Origin of the sequence: Pseudomonas tehranensis, assembly GCF_014268615.1 — a bacterium.
Lineage (GTDB): Bacteria > Pseudomonadota > Gammaproteobacteria > Pseudomonadales > Pseudomonadaceae > Aquipseudomonas > Aquipseudomonas tehranensis.
This window is the reverse complement of sequence record NZ_JABWQV010000003.1, coordinates 57,338-70,008: the sequence shown is the minus strand read 5'-3', so window position 1 is coordinate 70,008 and position 12,671 is coordinate 57,338. Positions and strand designations below refer to the sequence as shown.

The 12,671-nt window shown below is 57.2% G+C and carries 21 protein-coding genes; 17 read left to right on the top strand and 4 right to left on the bottom strand.

From position 1 onward, the window contains the following. Position 1 precedes the first annotated feature (1 nt). The 3 genes from HU811_RS02045 to HU811_RS02035 all read right to left on the bottom strand — a co-directional run bounded on the left by HU811_RS02045 (position 2) and on the right by HU811_RS02035 (position 1,840). The gene (locus HU811_RS02045; protein WP_437179481.1) at positions 2 to 805 is read right to left on the bottom strand and encodes a Rha family transcriptional regulator; all 804 of its coding nucleotides are present in this window, start codon (positions 803 to 805) and stop codon (positions 2 to 4) included. 130 nt (positions 806 to 935) lie between these two features. Continuing rightward, positions 936 to 1,553 carry a DUF8585 domain-containing protein gene (locus tag HU811_RS02040; protein ID WP_186653595.1) on the bottom strand — a complete coding sequence of 206 codons (618 nt, stop codon included), beginning with the start codon at positions 1,551 to 1,553 and terminating at the stop codon, positions 936 to 938. A 50-nt stretch (positions 1,554 to 1,603) separates the two neighbouring features. Continuing rightward, a complete protein-coding gene (locus tag HU811_RS02035) occupies positions 1,604 to 1,840 on the bottom strand; it encodes a helix-turn-helix domain-containing protein (RefSeq protein ID WP_186653593.1) in 237 nt (78 codons plus the stop codon). A 113-nt stretch (positions 1,841 to 1,953) separates the two neighbouring features. Here HU811_RS02035 and HU811_RS02030 point away from each other — a divergent pair, with 113 nt between their 5' ends. The 3 genes from HU811_RS02030 to HU811_RS02020 all read left to right on the top strand — a co-directional run bounded on the left by HU811_RS02030 (position 1,954) and on the right by HU811_RS02020 (position 4,287). Next, on the top strand, positions 1,954 to 2,808 hold the full coding sequence (locus HU811_RS02030; protein WP_186653697.1) for a S24 family peptidase: 855 nt from the start codon (positions 1,954 to 1,956) through the stop codon (positions 2,806 to 2,808). Between the two features lie 106 nt (positions 2,809 to 2,914). After that, positions 2,915 to 3,376 carry a DUF6932 family protein gene (locus tag HU811_RS02025; RefSeq protein WP_186653591.1) on the top strand — a complete coding sequence of 154 codons (462 nt, stop codon included), beginning with the start codon at positions 2,915 to 2,917 and terminating at the stop codon, positions 3,374 to 3,376. Further along, positions 3,373 to 4,287, top strand: coding sequence for a hypothetical protein (locus HU811_RS02020; RefSeq protein ID WP_186653589.1), 915 nt, complete (start codon positions 3,373 to 3,375; stop codon positions 4,285 to 4,287). Before HU811_RS02025 ends, HU811_RS02020 begins: the two co-directional genes overlap by 4 nt. A gap of 45 nt (positions 4,288 to 4,332) precedes the next feature. On the opposite strand, the gene HU811_RS02015 is transcribed toward HU811_RS02020, so the two are convergent. Beyond that, positions 4,333 to 4,641 carry a DUF1654 domain-containing protein gene (locus tag HU811_RS02015; protein ID WP_186653587.1) on the bottom strand — a complete coding sequence of 103 codons (309 nt, stop codon included), beginning with the start codon at positions 4,639 to 4,641 and terminating at the stop codon, positions 4,333 to 4,335. 114 nt (positions 4,642 to 4,755) lie between these two features. On the opposite strand from HU811_RS02015, the gene HU811_RS02010 reads away from it, so the two are divergent. The 14 genes from HU811_RS02010 to HU811_RS01950 all read left to right on the top strand — a co-directional run bounded on the left by HU811_RS02010 (position 4,756) and on the right by HU811_RS01950 (position 12,630). Then, complete coding sequence (locus HU811_RS02010) at positions 4,756 to 5,229, top strand: hypothetical protein (protein ID WP_186653585.1); 474 nt, start codon at positions 4,756 to 4,758, stop codon at positions 5,227 to 5,229. Between the two features lie 418 nt (positions 5,230 to 5,647). Then, on the top strand, positions 5,648 to 5,902 hold the full coding sequence (locus HU811_RS02005; protein ID WP_186653583.1) for a hypothetical protein: 255 nt from the start codon (positions 5,648 to 5,650) through the stop codon (positions 5,900 to 5,902). Positions 5,903 to 5,981: 79 nt separating this feature from the next. Beyond that, on the top strand, positions 5,982 to 6,557 hold the full coding sequence (locus tag HU811_RS02000; protein WP_186653581.1) for a hypothetical protein: 576 nt from the start codon (positions 5,982 to 5,984) through the stop codon (positions 6,555 to 6,557). A gap of 118 nt (positions 6,558 to 6,675) precedes the next feature. Beyond that, positions 6,676 to 6,855, top strand: a complete 180-nt coding sequence (locus HU811_RS01995) for a hypothetical protein (RefSeq protein ID WP_186653580.1) — start codon at positions 6,676 to 6,678, stop codon at positions 6,853 to 6,855. 950 nt (positions 6,856 to 7,805) lie between these two features. Beyond that, a complete protein-coding gene (locus HU811_RS01990) occupies positions 7,806 to 7,997 on the top strand; it encodes a hypothetical protein (RefSeq protein WP_186653578.1) in 192 nt (63 codons plus the stop codon). A 21-nt stretch (positions 7,998 to 8,018) separates the two neighbouring features. After that, positions 8,019 to 8,264, top strand: a complete 246-nt coding sequence (locus HU811_RS01985) for a hypothetical protein (RefSeq protein WP_186653576.1) — start codon at positions 8,019 to 8,021, stop codon at positions 8,262 to 8,264. A gap of 92 nt (positions 8,265 to 8,356) precedes the next feature. Continuing rightward, positions 8,357 to 8,482, top strand: coding sequence for a hypothetical protein (locus tag HU811_RS27565; protein WP_263641996.1), 126 nt, complete (start codon positions 8,357 to 8,359; stop codon positions 8,480 to 8,482). Further along, a complete protein-coding gene (locus HU811_RS01980) occupies positions 8,479 to 8,670 on the top strand; it encodes a hypothetical protein (protein WP_186653574.1) in 192 nt (63 codons plus the stop codon). Before HU811_RS27565 ends, HU811_RS01980 begins: the two co-directional genes overlap by 4 nt. Further along, positions 8,667 to 8,837, top strand: a complete 171-nt coding sequence (locus tag HU811_RS01975; protein WP_186653572.1) for a hypothetical protein — start codon at positions 8,667 to 8,669, stop codon at positions 8,835 to 8,837. The genes HU811_RS01980 and HU811_RS01975 overlap by 4 nt, the downstream gene beginning before the upstream one ends. Positions 8,838 to 9,109: 272 nt before the next feature. Next, positions 9,110 to 10,240 carry a coiled-coil domain-containing protein gene (locus HU811_RS01970; protein ID WP_186653570.1) on the top strand — a complete coding sequence of 377 codons (1,131 nt, stop codon included), beginning with the start codon at positions 9,110 to 9,112 and terminating at the stop codon, positions 10,238 to 10,240. 53 nt (positions 10,241 to 10,293) lie between these two features. Continuing rightward, the gene (locus HU811_RS01965; protein ID WP_186653569.1) at positions 10,294 to 11,262 is read left to right on the top strand and encodes a RecT family recombinase; all 969 of its coding nucleotides are present in this window, start codon (positions 10,294 to 10,296) and stop codon (positions 11,260 to 11,262) included. Then, positions 11,259 to 11,927 (top strand): lambda exonuclease family protein, encoded by a 669-nt coding sequence (locus HU811_RS01960; RefSeq protein WP_186653566.1) that lies wholly within the window; start codon positions 11,259 to 11,261, stop codon positions 11,925 to 11,927. The genes HU811_RS01965 and HU811_RS01960 overlap by 4 nt, the downstream gene beginning before the upstream one ends. A gap of 2 nt (positions 11,928 to 11,929) precedes the next feature. Continuing rightward, the gene (locus HU811_RS01955; protein WP_186653563.1) at positions 11,930 to 12,172 is read left to right on the top strand and encodes a hypothetical protein; all 243 of its coding nucleotides are present in this window, start codon (positions 11,930 to 11,932) and stop codon (positions 12,170 to 12,172) included. Further along, positions 12,169 to 12,630 (top strand): hypothetical protein, encoded by a 462-nt coding sequence (locus HU811_RS01950; protein ID WP_186653560.1) that lies wholly within the window; start codon positions 12,169 to 12,171, stop codon positions 12,628 to 12,630. Before HU811_RS01955 ends, HU811_RS01950 begins: the two co-directional genes overlap by 4 nt. The last annotated feature ends 41 nt before the right edge of the window (positions 12,631 to 12,671 follow it).

Below are 12,671 nucleotides of genomic sequence, written 5' to 3'. Positions count from 1 at the left end.
ATCAAGCCTTCCCGACCTTTGCGGCCAATTCAAGGAAACGATCGACGTACCAGTGAGGCTGCGTCTCGCGTGGGCATTGAGGGCTGGTGAGGTTCTTGCCGTACTGGAGTCCCTTTTCAGTCACGGACCAGAAGTCACGCATCTCACCTTTGGAGTCTTTGCGTTGGAGCTGCTTCAGCAACCCCTTAGCTTCGAGAGCGCGATTGAACGCCGAAGGTGATATGCGAATGTCGTTGTCTTTCAACAGGGCAGTAGCGGACTTCGTGGGCATCGACGAGCCGCCAGCAGCATCTGGGGCGGCATCGACCGCGTAGCCCGGGAGGAACTTTGCGTTGAGACCGTTATTGGAGGCGATCTGGGCGAGCATCATCACCTGGCTCGACGGGGCCGGCTTCAGTAGGCGCGTGAAGCACTCCAGGATGGCCAGCTCACCGACGACCTTGGTGCCATTCAGCAGAACCTGATTGCGGGCGCCCTGCTGCTGTTCCAGCTCCCGCCACCGGCGGATAACCTTCATCCGCATTGGCGCGCTGTATCCGGTGAGCAAGCAGTCGGTGTGTTCGCGGTCGAGCAGGTACTGGACCTGCTCACGGTTGCGGCCGTCCAAATAGATGTCCTCAAATTTGAGGGGATCGACTTTCAGCTCTTTCAGCATCGCCACGATGTCGCGCTTCACGTTGTCGTGGCGCTTACCGGTGACGTTGGCGATTTCACGGGAGGACATTGTGGTGCGCGACACGTTTTCAGAATCACGGAAACGTGTCGCGACATTGGTTGGGGTATTGATATGTGGCTGGGTTTGCATATAATCGGCCTCACAAAGTGTTATCGAATTAGCCACCCTCGACCGGTGGCTTTTTTGTGCCTCGGTTTCAGGTCCGCTTAACTGATAGTGCGAACCCACTGGGCACCGATCCGCGCATGCGCGGAAAAAATTAAGCGATAGATTTCAAATTTGGCCGGGGCGACGCGAGCAACTGCTCAGCCTTGCGCCCCAACTCCCCCGCCTTCGCTTCAACCTGGCGGCACTGCATGGCGAAAGCTGGCAAGTGCCGAAGGTCTTGTTCACACATCACCTGGTCATCAAACACTTCGCTGCCGGTATCGATGACGTCGCCCAGCGCGCGGATCAGCGCACCGAAGCTCTTGTTTGCGCACTGGTCGCTGTTCATCTGGCGGGCGCCGGTCAAGCCGTGGCGGCCGGCCAACTCATTCACGCAGTGGTCGCGGAATTCAGGCTCAAGAGCGTTGACCCATGACTCTTCCAGCCAGGACGGCATTTCCTGATCCCCGGACAACCAGCGCTGAACACGCTTGAGCCAGCGGCCGGTCGCCTTCACGAACTCAGCTACGTCGTTCTGGGTGGTCAGCGCCGCGAAGTCGGGAACTTCTTTAGCGAGGGCTTTTTCGGGACACGACAGGTAAAGCTCGCGGCTCAGTGCCTGAGCGAAGTCGTCTTGGCTGAGGCTGGTGCGCGCGATCTGGTTTGCTGCATGGGCGACCAGCACCTGATCACGGGTTTGTACGTTGTGTCTGGAACTGGACGTTTGCATGGGGACTGCCCTCTTTTAATCTGGCTTCAATGGAGCGGCGGACAGGGATGTCAGGCGGCGCCGCGTAGGACTTTGTGTGCAAGGTCGAGAAGATCCGGGCGCAGACCCGCGATGGTGATCTCGCCACCTGATGCGTCCTGAAGGCGGTCTGCCAGGTCAGCCGAAGCTTTTCGGTGCCCGCCTGCCAGCTGCCACAGGTGCCCTACCGTCGTCTTGGCAGCGGCAGCCACTGACTGGCGCCGTTCGTTTGAAGCGCTGGCGAGCCAGTCACGCAGATGGTCATTCATGGAATTCTCCTTACATATGGAGTGAATTTAGCTCAGGGCTAATTTCAGAGCAAGGAAATAATTTAGCTATGAGCACATTTAGCAATGAGCTAAACGCTGGCATTCTTGCGCGCATGGATATTTATGAAATTCGTAAACGCAACCTGGTGAAGCTGATAGGCAACCAGAGAAAGGGAGCTTGCGCGGAGCGCTGGGGGATGGCTCCTGCGCATCTCAGCCAGATCCTCTCCGACAAGACAGCCAAGAACCTTGGCGACGACGTAGCTCGCCGAATCGAAAGCGTCGAAGGATTGCCTAGGGGATGGTTTGATTCCGTACCTTTGAGCGATGCAATCGCTGTCACCGAATTGAACGGATTCGAGCCAGCAACGGAGGGGGTGAAGGGAAGTGCCGTTTTATCTGCTGCTGACCTCGTTAAGCAGATGCTTGCAAAGCAGGGTAGCGGCTTGTCGGATCAGGCTCGCCACCGATTGTTGGCAGCGGCTGAAGCAGACGATGGCGGCGGCACGATCGAATTAGACTACTACCGCCCAGGCGTGGTGGGTGATGAGGTATGGATCGCGCACTACGACGTCCGGGCGGCGATGGGTGGCGGACAGATCCCGCACGACTATCCTGAAATGCTCCAGGACATCCGGGTGAGCCCCCAGCACCTGCGCGAGATGGGCGTCGAGTTCAAAGAGCACTTCCACCTCAAGATGGTGACGGGCTGGGGCCAGTCCATGGCGCCGACAATCAAGCACCGCGACCCGTTGCTCGTTGACATCAGCATTCGGGAGTTCGTTGGGGATGGGATCTACATGTTCACCTGGGACGGACACCTGTACATCAAGCGGCTCCAGTGGATCGGTGATGATCAGATTAAGATGCTTTCCGATAACGAGAGGCATCCCCCGCAGACGATTAGGGCTGATGAGACCTTCATCCAGGCGCGTGTGCTGCTCGCTTGGAATGCGCATTTGGTTTGACCATCAGAGCTGAAGGTGTGCAAGTCACCCGGTTCAGTGCTTGCAGTGAGTGCCGGGTGAGCGAAGAACGCTACGCCAAATAATCAGAAACGAATGGATTCAAAAAATGGCGAAACCTGATTTCCCTCCGTTGCTACCACCAGGGATGCATCCTCTTTCTCTGCAGGAATTGCATGATCTCGCTGTTGGTCCATTTGGTGCTGATGTAAAGCGTGCTGAGCTTTTTCAAAAGCTTAAGGTATGGGCTGAAGCGGTTCGGGCTGCCGGGATCAGCGGCCAACTTTGGCTAGACGGCTCTTTCCTCACGGAAAAAGCTGAGCCAGGGGATATAGATTGCATACTGTGGAATCCCCGGTGGGTTGACGACGCTTACAACACTCCAGAAACACATGCCCTTCTGAATCGTCTGTTTGACCATGCCCACGCTGAAGCGATGTATGGCCTAGACTTCTACTTGGAAACGCCTACGCCTGATCAGATATTTCATCGCGAGGCTTACTGGCGGGGTATCCTTGGTTTTTGTCATGACCGGACAACGGCCAAAGGATTTGCGGAGATCACATTATGAGCAGCACCTTTCTGCGTGATCACGCCAAGACGTTGCAAAGTTTCGCTGATGAAACTCAAAGCCGTGCCCAAAACAATCCTGACGATTTTTTGTTGCAATTAGCCGCCAAAAACCAAGCGGCCGCCGCCCGTTCAATGACCCAACGCGTAGCGCTTTCAGAAGCGAACGAGATGGGCGAGTTGCTTGACGTGCGTTTGATTGGTCCGAAAGCGAATGGCAGCATCCCTCTCGATTCTTTCTTAGAAACCATAGGTCCGCTGGCTAAATCATGGAAGCTTGCCGCTCACCGTCTTCGCTATGGACGCGATGCTGTACGGGGCGCCGCGGCGGATGTCGTCAGCGCCTTGAATTTCAAGTTGGCCGGACTGGCCCCTGGATCTACACACGTCTTCATCACCGGAAATGCAGCCCCTGATTTAACGGGTGATAGCCTTCTTCAGGCGACACTAGATCAGACGTTTCGGCTGTTGAACTCAGAGCAAGGCGAGTTTTACGATGCGGTCGATGCTATTGGTGGGAAATCAGCGCATCAGTTGGGGGAGTTCATGCGTGGACTCGACAAGGCTGGACTGGCCGTTGAGTTTTCATGGAAATCTGCGCACGGGCTGCGGTGCTGGAAAGGTCGTCCGGATGAGATCACTCGTGTAAGAGCCCTGCTCGATACCGTAAACGAGCCTGAAAAATACACTGAGGTCATCGAGGGCAACGTCGCGGGCATCACTGATACGGGGAGACTAGCGCTCAGAACAGTTGAGGGGAAAATTCTAATCCGCTTCCCTCTGAAAATCACTGAGCAGGTGCAGAAACTCAAAATAGCCTCACACGCTAGGCTCACCGTAGAAACTTCCAAGTATTGGGATTCTGTGGAGAAAAAAGACGTTTATAAGAGGCACTTGATATCAGTTGAATGATTGAATATACGAAGCCCGGCTTGATACCGGGCTTTTTTTTGCCTGTCAGAAAGGCGCCGGCTCCTCCGCCCTTTCGATAACCTCTACCGGCCGATTTTCCTCGGGGCACGCCTCCCACCTCAGCGTCACCGATTCATCGTCGTTGAACGTTATGTCTATGCCATCCGTCTCGGATAGAACACCTATCACCTCCTCCCATTCTCGATCCCCGTCGCTGTCCAGGCGGTGGATCGTCACCCAGCGCTGAATCTGCGCGACCGGGTGATTGATCATATTGGAGACCCTCAATCCCAGCCTTTCGATTCCACTCACCCCCCGCCCTGCTGCGGTCTCGTACTGATTTGCTTCCTTCATCGCCACCTCCAATGCTGTATATTTATCCAGTATTACAAAGCATAGCGTAGTGCTAAACGACAGGTAAAGATCAGTGTTTGATAGACTTGGGGGTCTACAGACAGGGAGGCGGAAATGAAAATTGGGTTGGCTTGCACAGTAATGGTCTGTGCTATTGCTGGTTCCGCATTGGGCGGACAATTAACTGAAAAGGTGGACAGGTTCAAAGGGACGAAGACCCTGTCTTGGGAATCGTTCCGAGATCAGGATCGCGGCTATTCATTCAACGTTTACGCTCACTTCTCAACGGCGGCAGCCGACTCTGCCCCGTATGGCTACTACAGTCTTCTCGTTCCCCCACGAGGAACAGAATCCTTCGCCGCATGTCACCAGAATCACTGGTTGGTGGACGGTATCCCGGCTCCGGAATTAGAGGCTGCATACAGCACGCCAGGGCAAGCTCAAATATTCCGCTCCACCTTAACCAGGCAGACCCTAGAAAAGATATCCAGAGCAAAAACCGTCGAGTTCAAGATCTGCAATACGGAAGGCTCCGTAAGCGCCAGCGATCTTGACGGCCTACGACAGCTCCTTGATGCAACCAATTAAAGCCGTCCCGGAAAAGGAGCCCGCCCCACCGCGGGCTTTTTTACGTCCAGCTAAAAAAATTTAGCTGTCAGCTATTGACCAATGTTTAGCTTGAGGCTAAATTAATCTCAACGCCAAGCAACAAGGCGCCAGGGCCTCAACAGCCCGTCCGCTCTTTAACAGCTCAGGATCCTCGCCATCGACTACCCCGGGTTTCATCCGGTAAGTGCGAGCAACAAATAGTCGATGCCATGCCAGCTCTGGAACTGGCCGTGCTCACCAGATGTGAGTACGCGAAACCACGCAAGCCACCCGATGTGACGCCAGATGCGGCAGCGGGCAGCGAGAGGACTCCGGCGATGCGCGTGGTGGAGAACGGAATTTTTCACTGATGCACCTGGGCGACCGGGTGCATTGGGAAAACAACCGGAGATACAACATGCCGAAATTCATTCTCGACTACATCCGGCTCTGCCGGGAATGCAGTCACGACATCAGCACGATCGGCAACATGCGCAGCATTGTGATCCCAACACTGCAGCGTGAAGCGACAGCAATTCGCGGTGCGGTGAGAGAGTTCGCCGGCGCCTTCCCTGAGCTTGAGCAAGACGCCGAGCTTCTAGAGTCAGCCATTCGTGCCGGGCTCCAGCGCTGCACCCTACAGCCAGCACAGCAAGAGCTTTTCGCAGCATGAAGATTTCGCTGGCTGGCCTTGGCAACAGGGCCAGACGGGAAATCAACCGCCCAGTAGGGCACAACAGCAGGTGACAGGAATGGATATCAAGACCCTTGAGGCGCTGGGCGTGAGCGCAACTGACCTTACCGATCGTATCGTGGATCAAGCAGTGCATGCCCTCCTCTATTCCACCAGTTACGGGGACGACGACGAGGAAAGCACGCAAGCGTCCCGTTTCAAGCAGCAGATCGAAAAGCGCGTGAAGGATGCGGTCGACCAGAAGATCGACGCGATGTTCGCTGAGCACGTTCTACCGCGCGTTGGCGAGATCATCGAATCCGCCGACATGCGCAAAACCAGTAACTACGGCGAGCCGAAGGGCGAACCGATGACCTTCAAAGAGTACATCGCCAGTCGCGCTGAGGTGTACATGAGCGAGAAGGTCGACTACCACGGCCAGTCGAAGGATGAGTCGAAAGACACCTACAACTGGCGCGAAACCGGTCCACGCCTCACCGTTCTGATGAAGCTCTACATCAAGGACACCCTTGAGAAAAGCGCGAAGTCGGCAATCAGCGACGTGAACAAGGTCATCGCCAAAAACATTGAGCAGGCCGCCAAGGACGCGATTACGTCCTGCGCAGCTTCACTCAAGGTTACGGCGACCATCTAGCAGCCAGAACCGAGCAACAAACAGATGGCCCCCTGCTGTTTCAGGTCGGCCATCTGGCTTTACAAATGCCTCTCAAACCCCGGGAGGTATTTGAAAGCCAACGAAACGGAGTAACACCATGACTCGCGCAGAATTTGAAGACAAAGAAGGTATCGCCATCGCCGCGATGCTCGGGCTTCTTGCTCGCTCAACCCCTGCTTCACCCGAAGAAATCGCCACTGCCGCTTTCGACTATTCCGCGGCGATGGTGGCTGAGCGACAAAAACGTCTCGGTGATAAGCCAGGGTTCAACGACTGATTTCACTGGCTGGCCTTGGCGACAGGGCCAGACGGGAAAAGAATCCAGAGCGGGGATCAAGCCGCCTCCGCCACGACCGTCGGACAATACGGTCTTTGTGGGCACTCCAAAGCAGTGTTCGGACAGCCGGGAAAGACTGGCCCGATCCTCTCTATGAGAGCGCATCGGAAGTCACACGGTACCGCGAAAGCGCCAGCCGGCATCCGGGAGAAAGGGGCCGATCAGCTAACAGGGTGATCCGCCGCGCGAGCAAGGCATTGACCCCGGCTATGTGTGACTTCCGATGCGGACGAAACTGCGGCCTATAACCGCCCACCTGCATCACCGCAACACGCAGATGAATGCCCGGGCTGGCGGGCAAGTGTAAGACCTGAGGGATCGCGGGAATCGTGGCCGGCAGAGTGAGTAAGCGCCCAGATGGCCACGGCGAGTCCAAGAATAAGCGGCTGAAACCTTCGCCCCGGTGAAACTCCGGTGTCACTAAGGCTGCTAATAGTCATGCCGGGATCAGCTCCGGCCATCTGCATCAACGCGGGGTAGCTTGCGCGCAATCAAGCCAGCCAAAAGCGCCACGGCGGTTAAAGCCCGCGCCGGAAACGTAACCGGCACCTATAGAGAACGGCGAGCGCCCGCCAAGATGCCAACGGCGCGCACAGGAGGAGATACCGCCATGAAGCGTTAACCAGCCGTTGCCGAGCAACAGCCTACCCGGCCGCTACAGTGTCGGGCGCTTGGGACGACGAGAGAATATCGGCCCCGGAGAGCGCGCCTTGTCAGCGCCCCGAAGCGGGCATAGCCCACTGGATCTGCTGGTGACATCAGCGCCGGACAAGTAACCGGCATCCCCTCCCCCGACCAATCCCGCATGCACATGACACCGCGCCCAACGGCAACCAGCGGAAGGATCGTGTGCAGCCGGAATTTGTTGGATCAACCAGATGGAGAGAGTCATGAGCGAGCAACGAGCTCCTTATCCACGGTCGGCAGACAACGCTGATCAGATGAACCTGCCAGAGGGCAAGACCTGCGGCGACTGCGTTCATTGCAAGCGCTGCACCGCGATGTTCGGCCACATCCCTGCGGATGAGTCTTGCGACTGGAGCCCTTCGCGCTTTCGTGAGGCTGTTCCGGCCACCGCCTAACCCCAAACACTGGAGGCGACCATGGCAACCAGCTATGCAGACAGTGCCCAGGCCAGGGCATGGGATCGACACTTCGACGAAATGGGCCGTCCGCGCCCAACCCACAAAGACCTCTTTCACGATTACGACGCCTTGCAGGCCCAGGCCAAACTGACGGCCGAGCAGCGCGCTTTTGAAGCCGCTCACAGAAAGGAAATGGCGATTCGCATAAACGCGGCCGTGGATCAGATCGCTGAATTTTGGGGCCTGGAGGTAAAGAAATCGTGAACGCTCACTCTATTGCGACGCATCGGATTGAGGTTGAGCTGTCTGCAATCCCTACCTCATTACTTCCTTCACTAACCGCAGACAGAGCGCGTATGGCGGCAATTCTGGCGGAAGAGCTTTCTGCGATCACCACCAGCGAGCGTGACTCCTATCTCAAGCAAATTCGCGCCGCTGAGTTGTCCAGGTACGTCGAGCTTTTACCAAGGGCTGCGGCATGAGCCCTCACATCCTGATCGACGAGGCGCTGGAAAGCCTGGAGCACCCCGACAGCCCACCAGGTGCCGGAAAGGTTGTGCTGCACATGATCACCAAAATGATGGAAGGCAGCGCCATCACAGTTGAAGAGTTCAACCACTACTGCAAGCGCCTCCTGAAACTTACCAGGCAGCGCACGGAGGCGTTATGAGTACTGCACCGGTTAAAACGCTGCTGGATGAGCAGCTCGAAGAGATTGAGCGCAGCCTTGCGATAGTAGGCGCTGGCGTTCCGCGTGATCTGCCTGTTGCCGTGCTCCCGCCCAAGCTGGTAGCGGCCATCAAGTCGGGGCGTATCGCAGTGAGGGCCAGACAATGAAGTGCCTCTACTGGATCCTCGGCGCCTCCATCCTCATGACCATGCTCGCCTACACCCTGGTCAGCGAAAGGTCGGCATCCTGCAGCGTACCGCAACTGTCCCAGGTGCTGAGGTGACTGCCCGTCAGCGGGCCCGGCGCTGGCTGATCTGGCGCGGGTCGTTCTCAGCCATCACCTTCTGCACTCTCATGATGCTGCTCAGCGCCCTCGCCGATCGCATCACCCAATAAACAACACCACCACAAGCTGCGCTCGGCGCAGCAAGGAATCGTCATGTCCGCAAAAACCAAACAAGCCGCCGTATTGACCGACCTGGAAGCGAGTGAAACCGGCGACACAAAGAATGCTGTTGCTCCTGCAGTTGCCGTCACCGATATCGCCGAGTATCGGCCACATGAAGAACAGATTGTCCGTCTGGAAACGACCTACGCGAACCTGGTTGTCGACTGCTCTACCAGTGAAGGCCTGGCGAATGCGAAGGAGGTTCGCGTTGATATTCGCGATGTCCGCTATGCCCTGGCCAATACCACGAAAACGGCGCTGATTCCCTATCAGCAGGCGGTTAAGGACGCCCAGGCTCGCGTCAACCAAGTGAAGGAATTCGGTGAAGCGCTGAAGGATCGCGTGCTGGCGATCGAGGCGCCTGTTGACGAAGCAATCAAGGCCGAAGAAAAGCGCGCCGCTGACGCCAAGGCCGAACGCGAGCGTGTCGAGGCTGAGCGTGTCGAAGCCATCCGGGCAAAGATTACCCGATTCGGTTCAGTCGCTGCTGCATATGCAAGCCGAAGCGCTGCCGACGTCGAAAACGTCCTGAAAAATGTCAAGGAGTCGGTGATCCTGCCCGAGGAGTATGCCGAGTTCGAGGCCGAGGCCACCATCGCTCGCGACAACGCTATTGAGCAGCTTGAGACCCTCCACAAGGCTGCAGTTGATCGAGAAGATGCCGCCGCCAAGCTCGCCGCCCAGCAAAAAGAACTGGATGAACTGCGCGAGAAGCAACGTATTGCTGACGCCGAAGCCGAGGAATTGCGCAAGCAGCGCGCCGAGGAAGACCGCCTGCGCTTAAAAAAACAGCAGGATGAACTCGACCAGCAGCGCCGCGATATGGAAGCGCAGCAACGTCAACAGCGCGAGCGCGACGCACAGTATCAGCGTGACCAAGAAGAACTGGCTCGCCTGCGCGCACAGGCTGCTGCACCTGCAACAGTCGCAGAAGTCGTCGCGACTCCAGTAGCAGTCCAAACAGCACCAGCGGCTGTGACAGAAGCTGACCCCGCTCCCCTGGAAGACGTGCCTGCTGACTCGAACATGCCGAGTGCCAGCGAAGTGGTCGAGGTCGTGGCCATGGCCTTCTGCGTCACCAATGACGAGGCTTCGGCCTGGCTGCGCACCCTGTCGTTCTAAAGAACCTGAAATCACCCCGGAGGCCGACCACAGTCGTCGGCTATGGAGTAGCAATGAACGCATCTACCCAGCTGTCCGCAATTTCAACGGATTTTGCCAGCCCGACTGCGCTGATCCTCAACCGCGAAAGCATGCAGTCGATGACAGACCTTGCCGTGATGATGGCCAGCGGGAAAACCGCTGTTCCTCAGCACTTCCGAGGAAACCAAGCAGATTGTATGGCCATCGTCATGCAGTCGATGCAGTGGGGCATCAGCCCCTTCGCCGTAGCTCAGAAAACCCACGTTACACAGGGAGGCGCCCTCGGATATGAGGCGCAACTCATCAACGCTGTCGTGATTTCCCGGGCCCCTATCCAAGGCCGCCCCGAATACGAGTACCTGGGCGACTGGGACAAAATCCTGGGCCGCGTGAACGAAAACAAGTCCGAAAAGGGCGGAAAATACTACACAGCAGCCTGGAAGAAAGAGGATGAACAGGGCCTCGGCATCATCGTTCGCTTGACCATGATCGGCGAGACCGTGCCGCGCGAGGTCAAGGTGATGATGACCCAGGCCTACCCGCGTTTCTCTACCCAATGGGCCACTGACCCTAAGCAGCAGATTGCCTACCTGGCGATTCGGAAATGGGCTCGACTCCATGCCCCTGACGTAATCCTCGGGGTCTACACCAGCGACGAGATGCCGTCCGCCGAGGAAATTGACATTACGCCACAAGCTGGAAATCCATCAGCCGCATCGAACAAGCCTGCCGACGTAGGTGCAGCAGCGGTACCGCAGGGTGACACTACCGACGCAACCACAGACCTGTTCGAGCAATTGAAAAAGGTAGCTCAAGAGCAAGGTATTGAGGGTTACGAAAAGGCCTGGAAGGCGCTCAAGCCGCAGCAGCGCGGCGCTATTGGCGTCACCCGTCATGGTGAGCTGAAGTCGATTGCACAGACCATCGAGGCGGAGTTCACAACCCTCAACGAAGGGACTGATGACAATGCCGGAAGCGACATGCAGGGCGGTGATGAATGAACGCCTCGGTAGATCTCCAGCGCACTGAGCAGTGGCATCAGGATCGTAGCGGGCGACTAACAGCTAGCAGATTCAAGGATGTGATTGCTTGGGGTGATCGTGACAAGCATGGCAAACGCAAGCCGCTTGCAGCCCGCACCACCTACATGCGTGAGCTGGCCTTTGAGCGCCTGGCTAACAGGTCGAAGCATTCAGTCAGCAGCAAGTCGATGGCCTGGGGCACGGAAGTCGAGCAGTCGAGTCACGACTTTTACGAAATCCTGACCGGCAATACCGTTATCAAGTCCGGCTTTGTGGTTCACCCAAAATACGACTGGCTGGGCTGTTCGCCGGACGGTTTGATTGGCGATGACGGGGGCATTGAGTCGAAGTGCCCATTCAATGAGGCTGTCCACGTTCGCACCTGGCTCGAAGGAATGCCCGATGAACACAAGCCGCAGGTTCAGGGCTGCATGTTCGTCACGGGCCGGGAGTGGTGGGATTTCCTGTCATTCGATCCGCGCCAAGATGAAGACTGCCGCTTGTATATCGAGACCATCAAACGCGATGACGAGTACATCGCGATGCTTCATCAAGAACTGGTCCAGTTCAATCTGGAGCTTGGCCGGATGGTTGATGAAGTCGCAGACAAAGCAAGGGCGCAGGCCCATAGATTGGGAGCTTGAGCATGATCAGCAACCACCTAAGCCTGGTCGAGCACCATCGGCCACAGGCGGACTCACTTTCCGAGAAGGTCGCGCAATTCCTGGCGGCCGGCGGCCAGATCGACGAGCTGCAAAGCCCGCCGCGCAACCCGATACCGCCGCCCCGCTCCACCAGGATAGACCCTGAAACGGTCCTCAAGCGCAAACCACCCAAGCTGACCCTGGCCGAGCGCCGTGCCTTACGCAATATGGCGGAGGCACTATGAGCAAGCGCAAACCATGTAATCGGCGGGTCCAAATCGAGCGCAGCATGCGCGCCCTGGTCAACACCAACCATGCAGCAGTGATCAATATCGACCCGAGCGGTTTGCAGGTGATGATCAACTGGAAGACCGGCAAGCAGATCCTTTCAAAGCCGGTGTCTGACGCGCTCTGCGATGTCGCGCATCGCTGGACGATCTACATCGCCGGCATCTGCGTTCGCCAGGACGGAGCCCAGTACATCAAGTCAATCGACATCAGGCCGGACGGCGTCCACCTGGTGGAACGGCTTTCGGATGTCCTTGAGCACTTCTACGAAGAGGTGAAGGCCGACTGCAACCCGAATCACCGGATCGGCATGGGCTGGCTGGCCGTGCCCGGCGACACGCCAGTACCAGAGGCGCGATTGTCTGCGCTACTGGATGCCGTCGGCGCCTGGGGCCAAGTCAAGGAAGCAGCGTGAGACGTTTCCGCACCCAACAACGGAAACGACAGGCCTGGCTG

Coding starts and splice junctions, on each gene's coding strand:
- HU811_RS01990 (WP_186653578.1), top strand. CDS start 7,806: ATGAGCGAGCAACGAGCTCCTTATCCACGGTCGGCAGACAACGCTGAT.
- HU811_RS01955 (WP_186653563.1), top strand. CDS start 11,930: ATGATCAGCAACCACCTAAGCCTGGTCGAGCACCATCGGCCACAGGCG.
- HU811_RS27565 (WP_263641996.1), top strand. CDS start 8,357: ATGGCGGCAATTCTGGCGGAAGAGCTTTCTGCGATCACCACCAGCGAG.
- HU811_RS01965 (WP_186653569.1), top strand. CDS start 10,294: ATGAACGCATCTACCCAGCTGTCCGCAATTTCAACGGATTTTGCCAGC.
- HU811_RS02010 (WP_186653585.1), top strand. CDS start 4,756: ATGAAAATTGGGTTGGCTTGCACAGTAATGGTCTGTGCTATTGCTGGT.
- HU811_RS02030 (WP_186653697.1), top strand. CDS start 1,954: ATGGATATTTATGAAATTCGTAAACGCAACCTGGTGAAGCTGATAGGC.
- HU811_RS01995 (WP_186653580.1), top strand. CDS start 6,676: ATGACTCGCGCAGAATTTGAAGACAAAGAAGGTATCGCCATCGCCGCG.
- HU811_RS01970 (WP_186653570.1), top strand. CDS start 9,110: ATGTCCGCAAAAACCAAACAAGCCGCCGTATTGACCGACCTGGAAGCG.
- HU811_RS02015 (WP_186653587.1), bottom strand. CDS start 4,641: ATGAAGGAAGCAAATCAGTACGAGACCGCAGCAGGGCGGGGGGTGAGT.
- HU811_RS02045 (WP_437179481.1), bottom strand. CDS start 805: ATGCAAACCCAGCCACATATCAATACCCCAACCAATGTCGCGACACGT.
- HU811_RS02020 (WP_186653589.1), top strand. CDS start 3,373: ATGAGCAGCACCTTTCTGCGTGATCACGCCAAGACGTTGCAAAGTTTC.
- HU811_RS01960 (WP_186653566.1), top strand. CDS start 11,259: ATGAACGCCTCGGTAGATCTCCAGCGCACTGAGCAGTGGCATCAGGAT.
- HU811_RS01975 (WP_186653572.1), top strand. CDS start 8,667: ATGAGTACTGCACCGGTTAAAACGCTGCTGGATGAGCAGCTCGAAGAG.
- HU811_RS01985 (WP_186653576.1), top strand. CDS start 8,019: ATGGCAACCAGCTATGCAGACAGTGCCCAGGCCAGGGCATGGGATCGA.
- HU811_RS02005 (WP_186653583.1), top strand. CDS start 5,648: ATGCCGAAATTCATTCTCGACTACATCCGGCTCTGCCGGGAATGCAGT.
- HU811_RS01950 (WP_186653560.1), top strand. CDS start 12,169: ATGAGCAAGCGCAAACCATGTAATCGGCGGGTCCAAATCGAGCGCAGC.
- HU811_RS02040 (WP_186653595.1), bottom strand. CDS start 1,553: ATGCAAACGTCCAGTTCCAGACACAACGTACAAACCCGTGATCAGGTG.
- HU811_RS02000 (WP_186653581.1), top strand. CDS start 5,982: ATGGATATCAAGACCCTTGAGGCGCTGGGCGTGAGCGCAACTGACCTT.
- HU811_RS01980 (WP_186653574.1), top strand. CDS start 8,479: ATGAGCCCTCACATCCTGATCGACGAGGCGCTGGAAAGCCTGGAGCAC.
- HU811_RS02035 (WP_186653593.1), bottom strand. CDS start 1,840: ATGAATGACCATCTGCGTGACTGGCTCGCCAGCGCTTCAAACGAACGG.
- HU811_RS02025 (WP_186653591.1), top strand. CDS start 2,915: ATGGCGAAACCTGATTTCCCTCCGTTGCTACCACCAGGGATGCATCCT.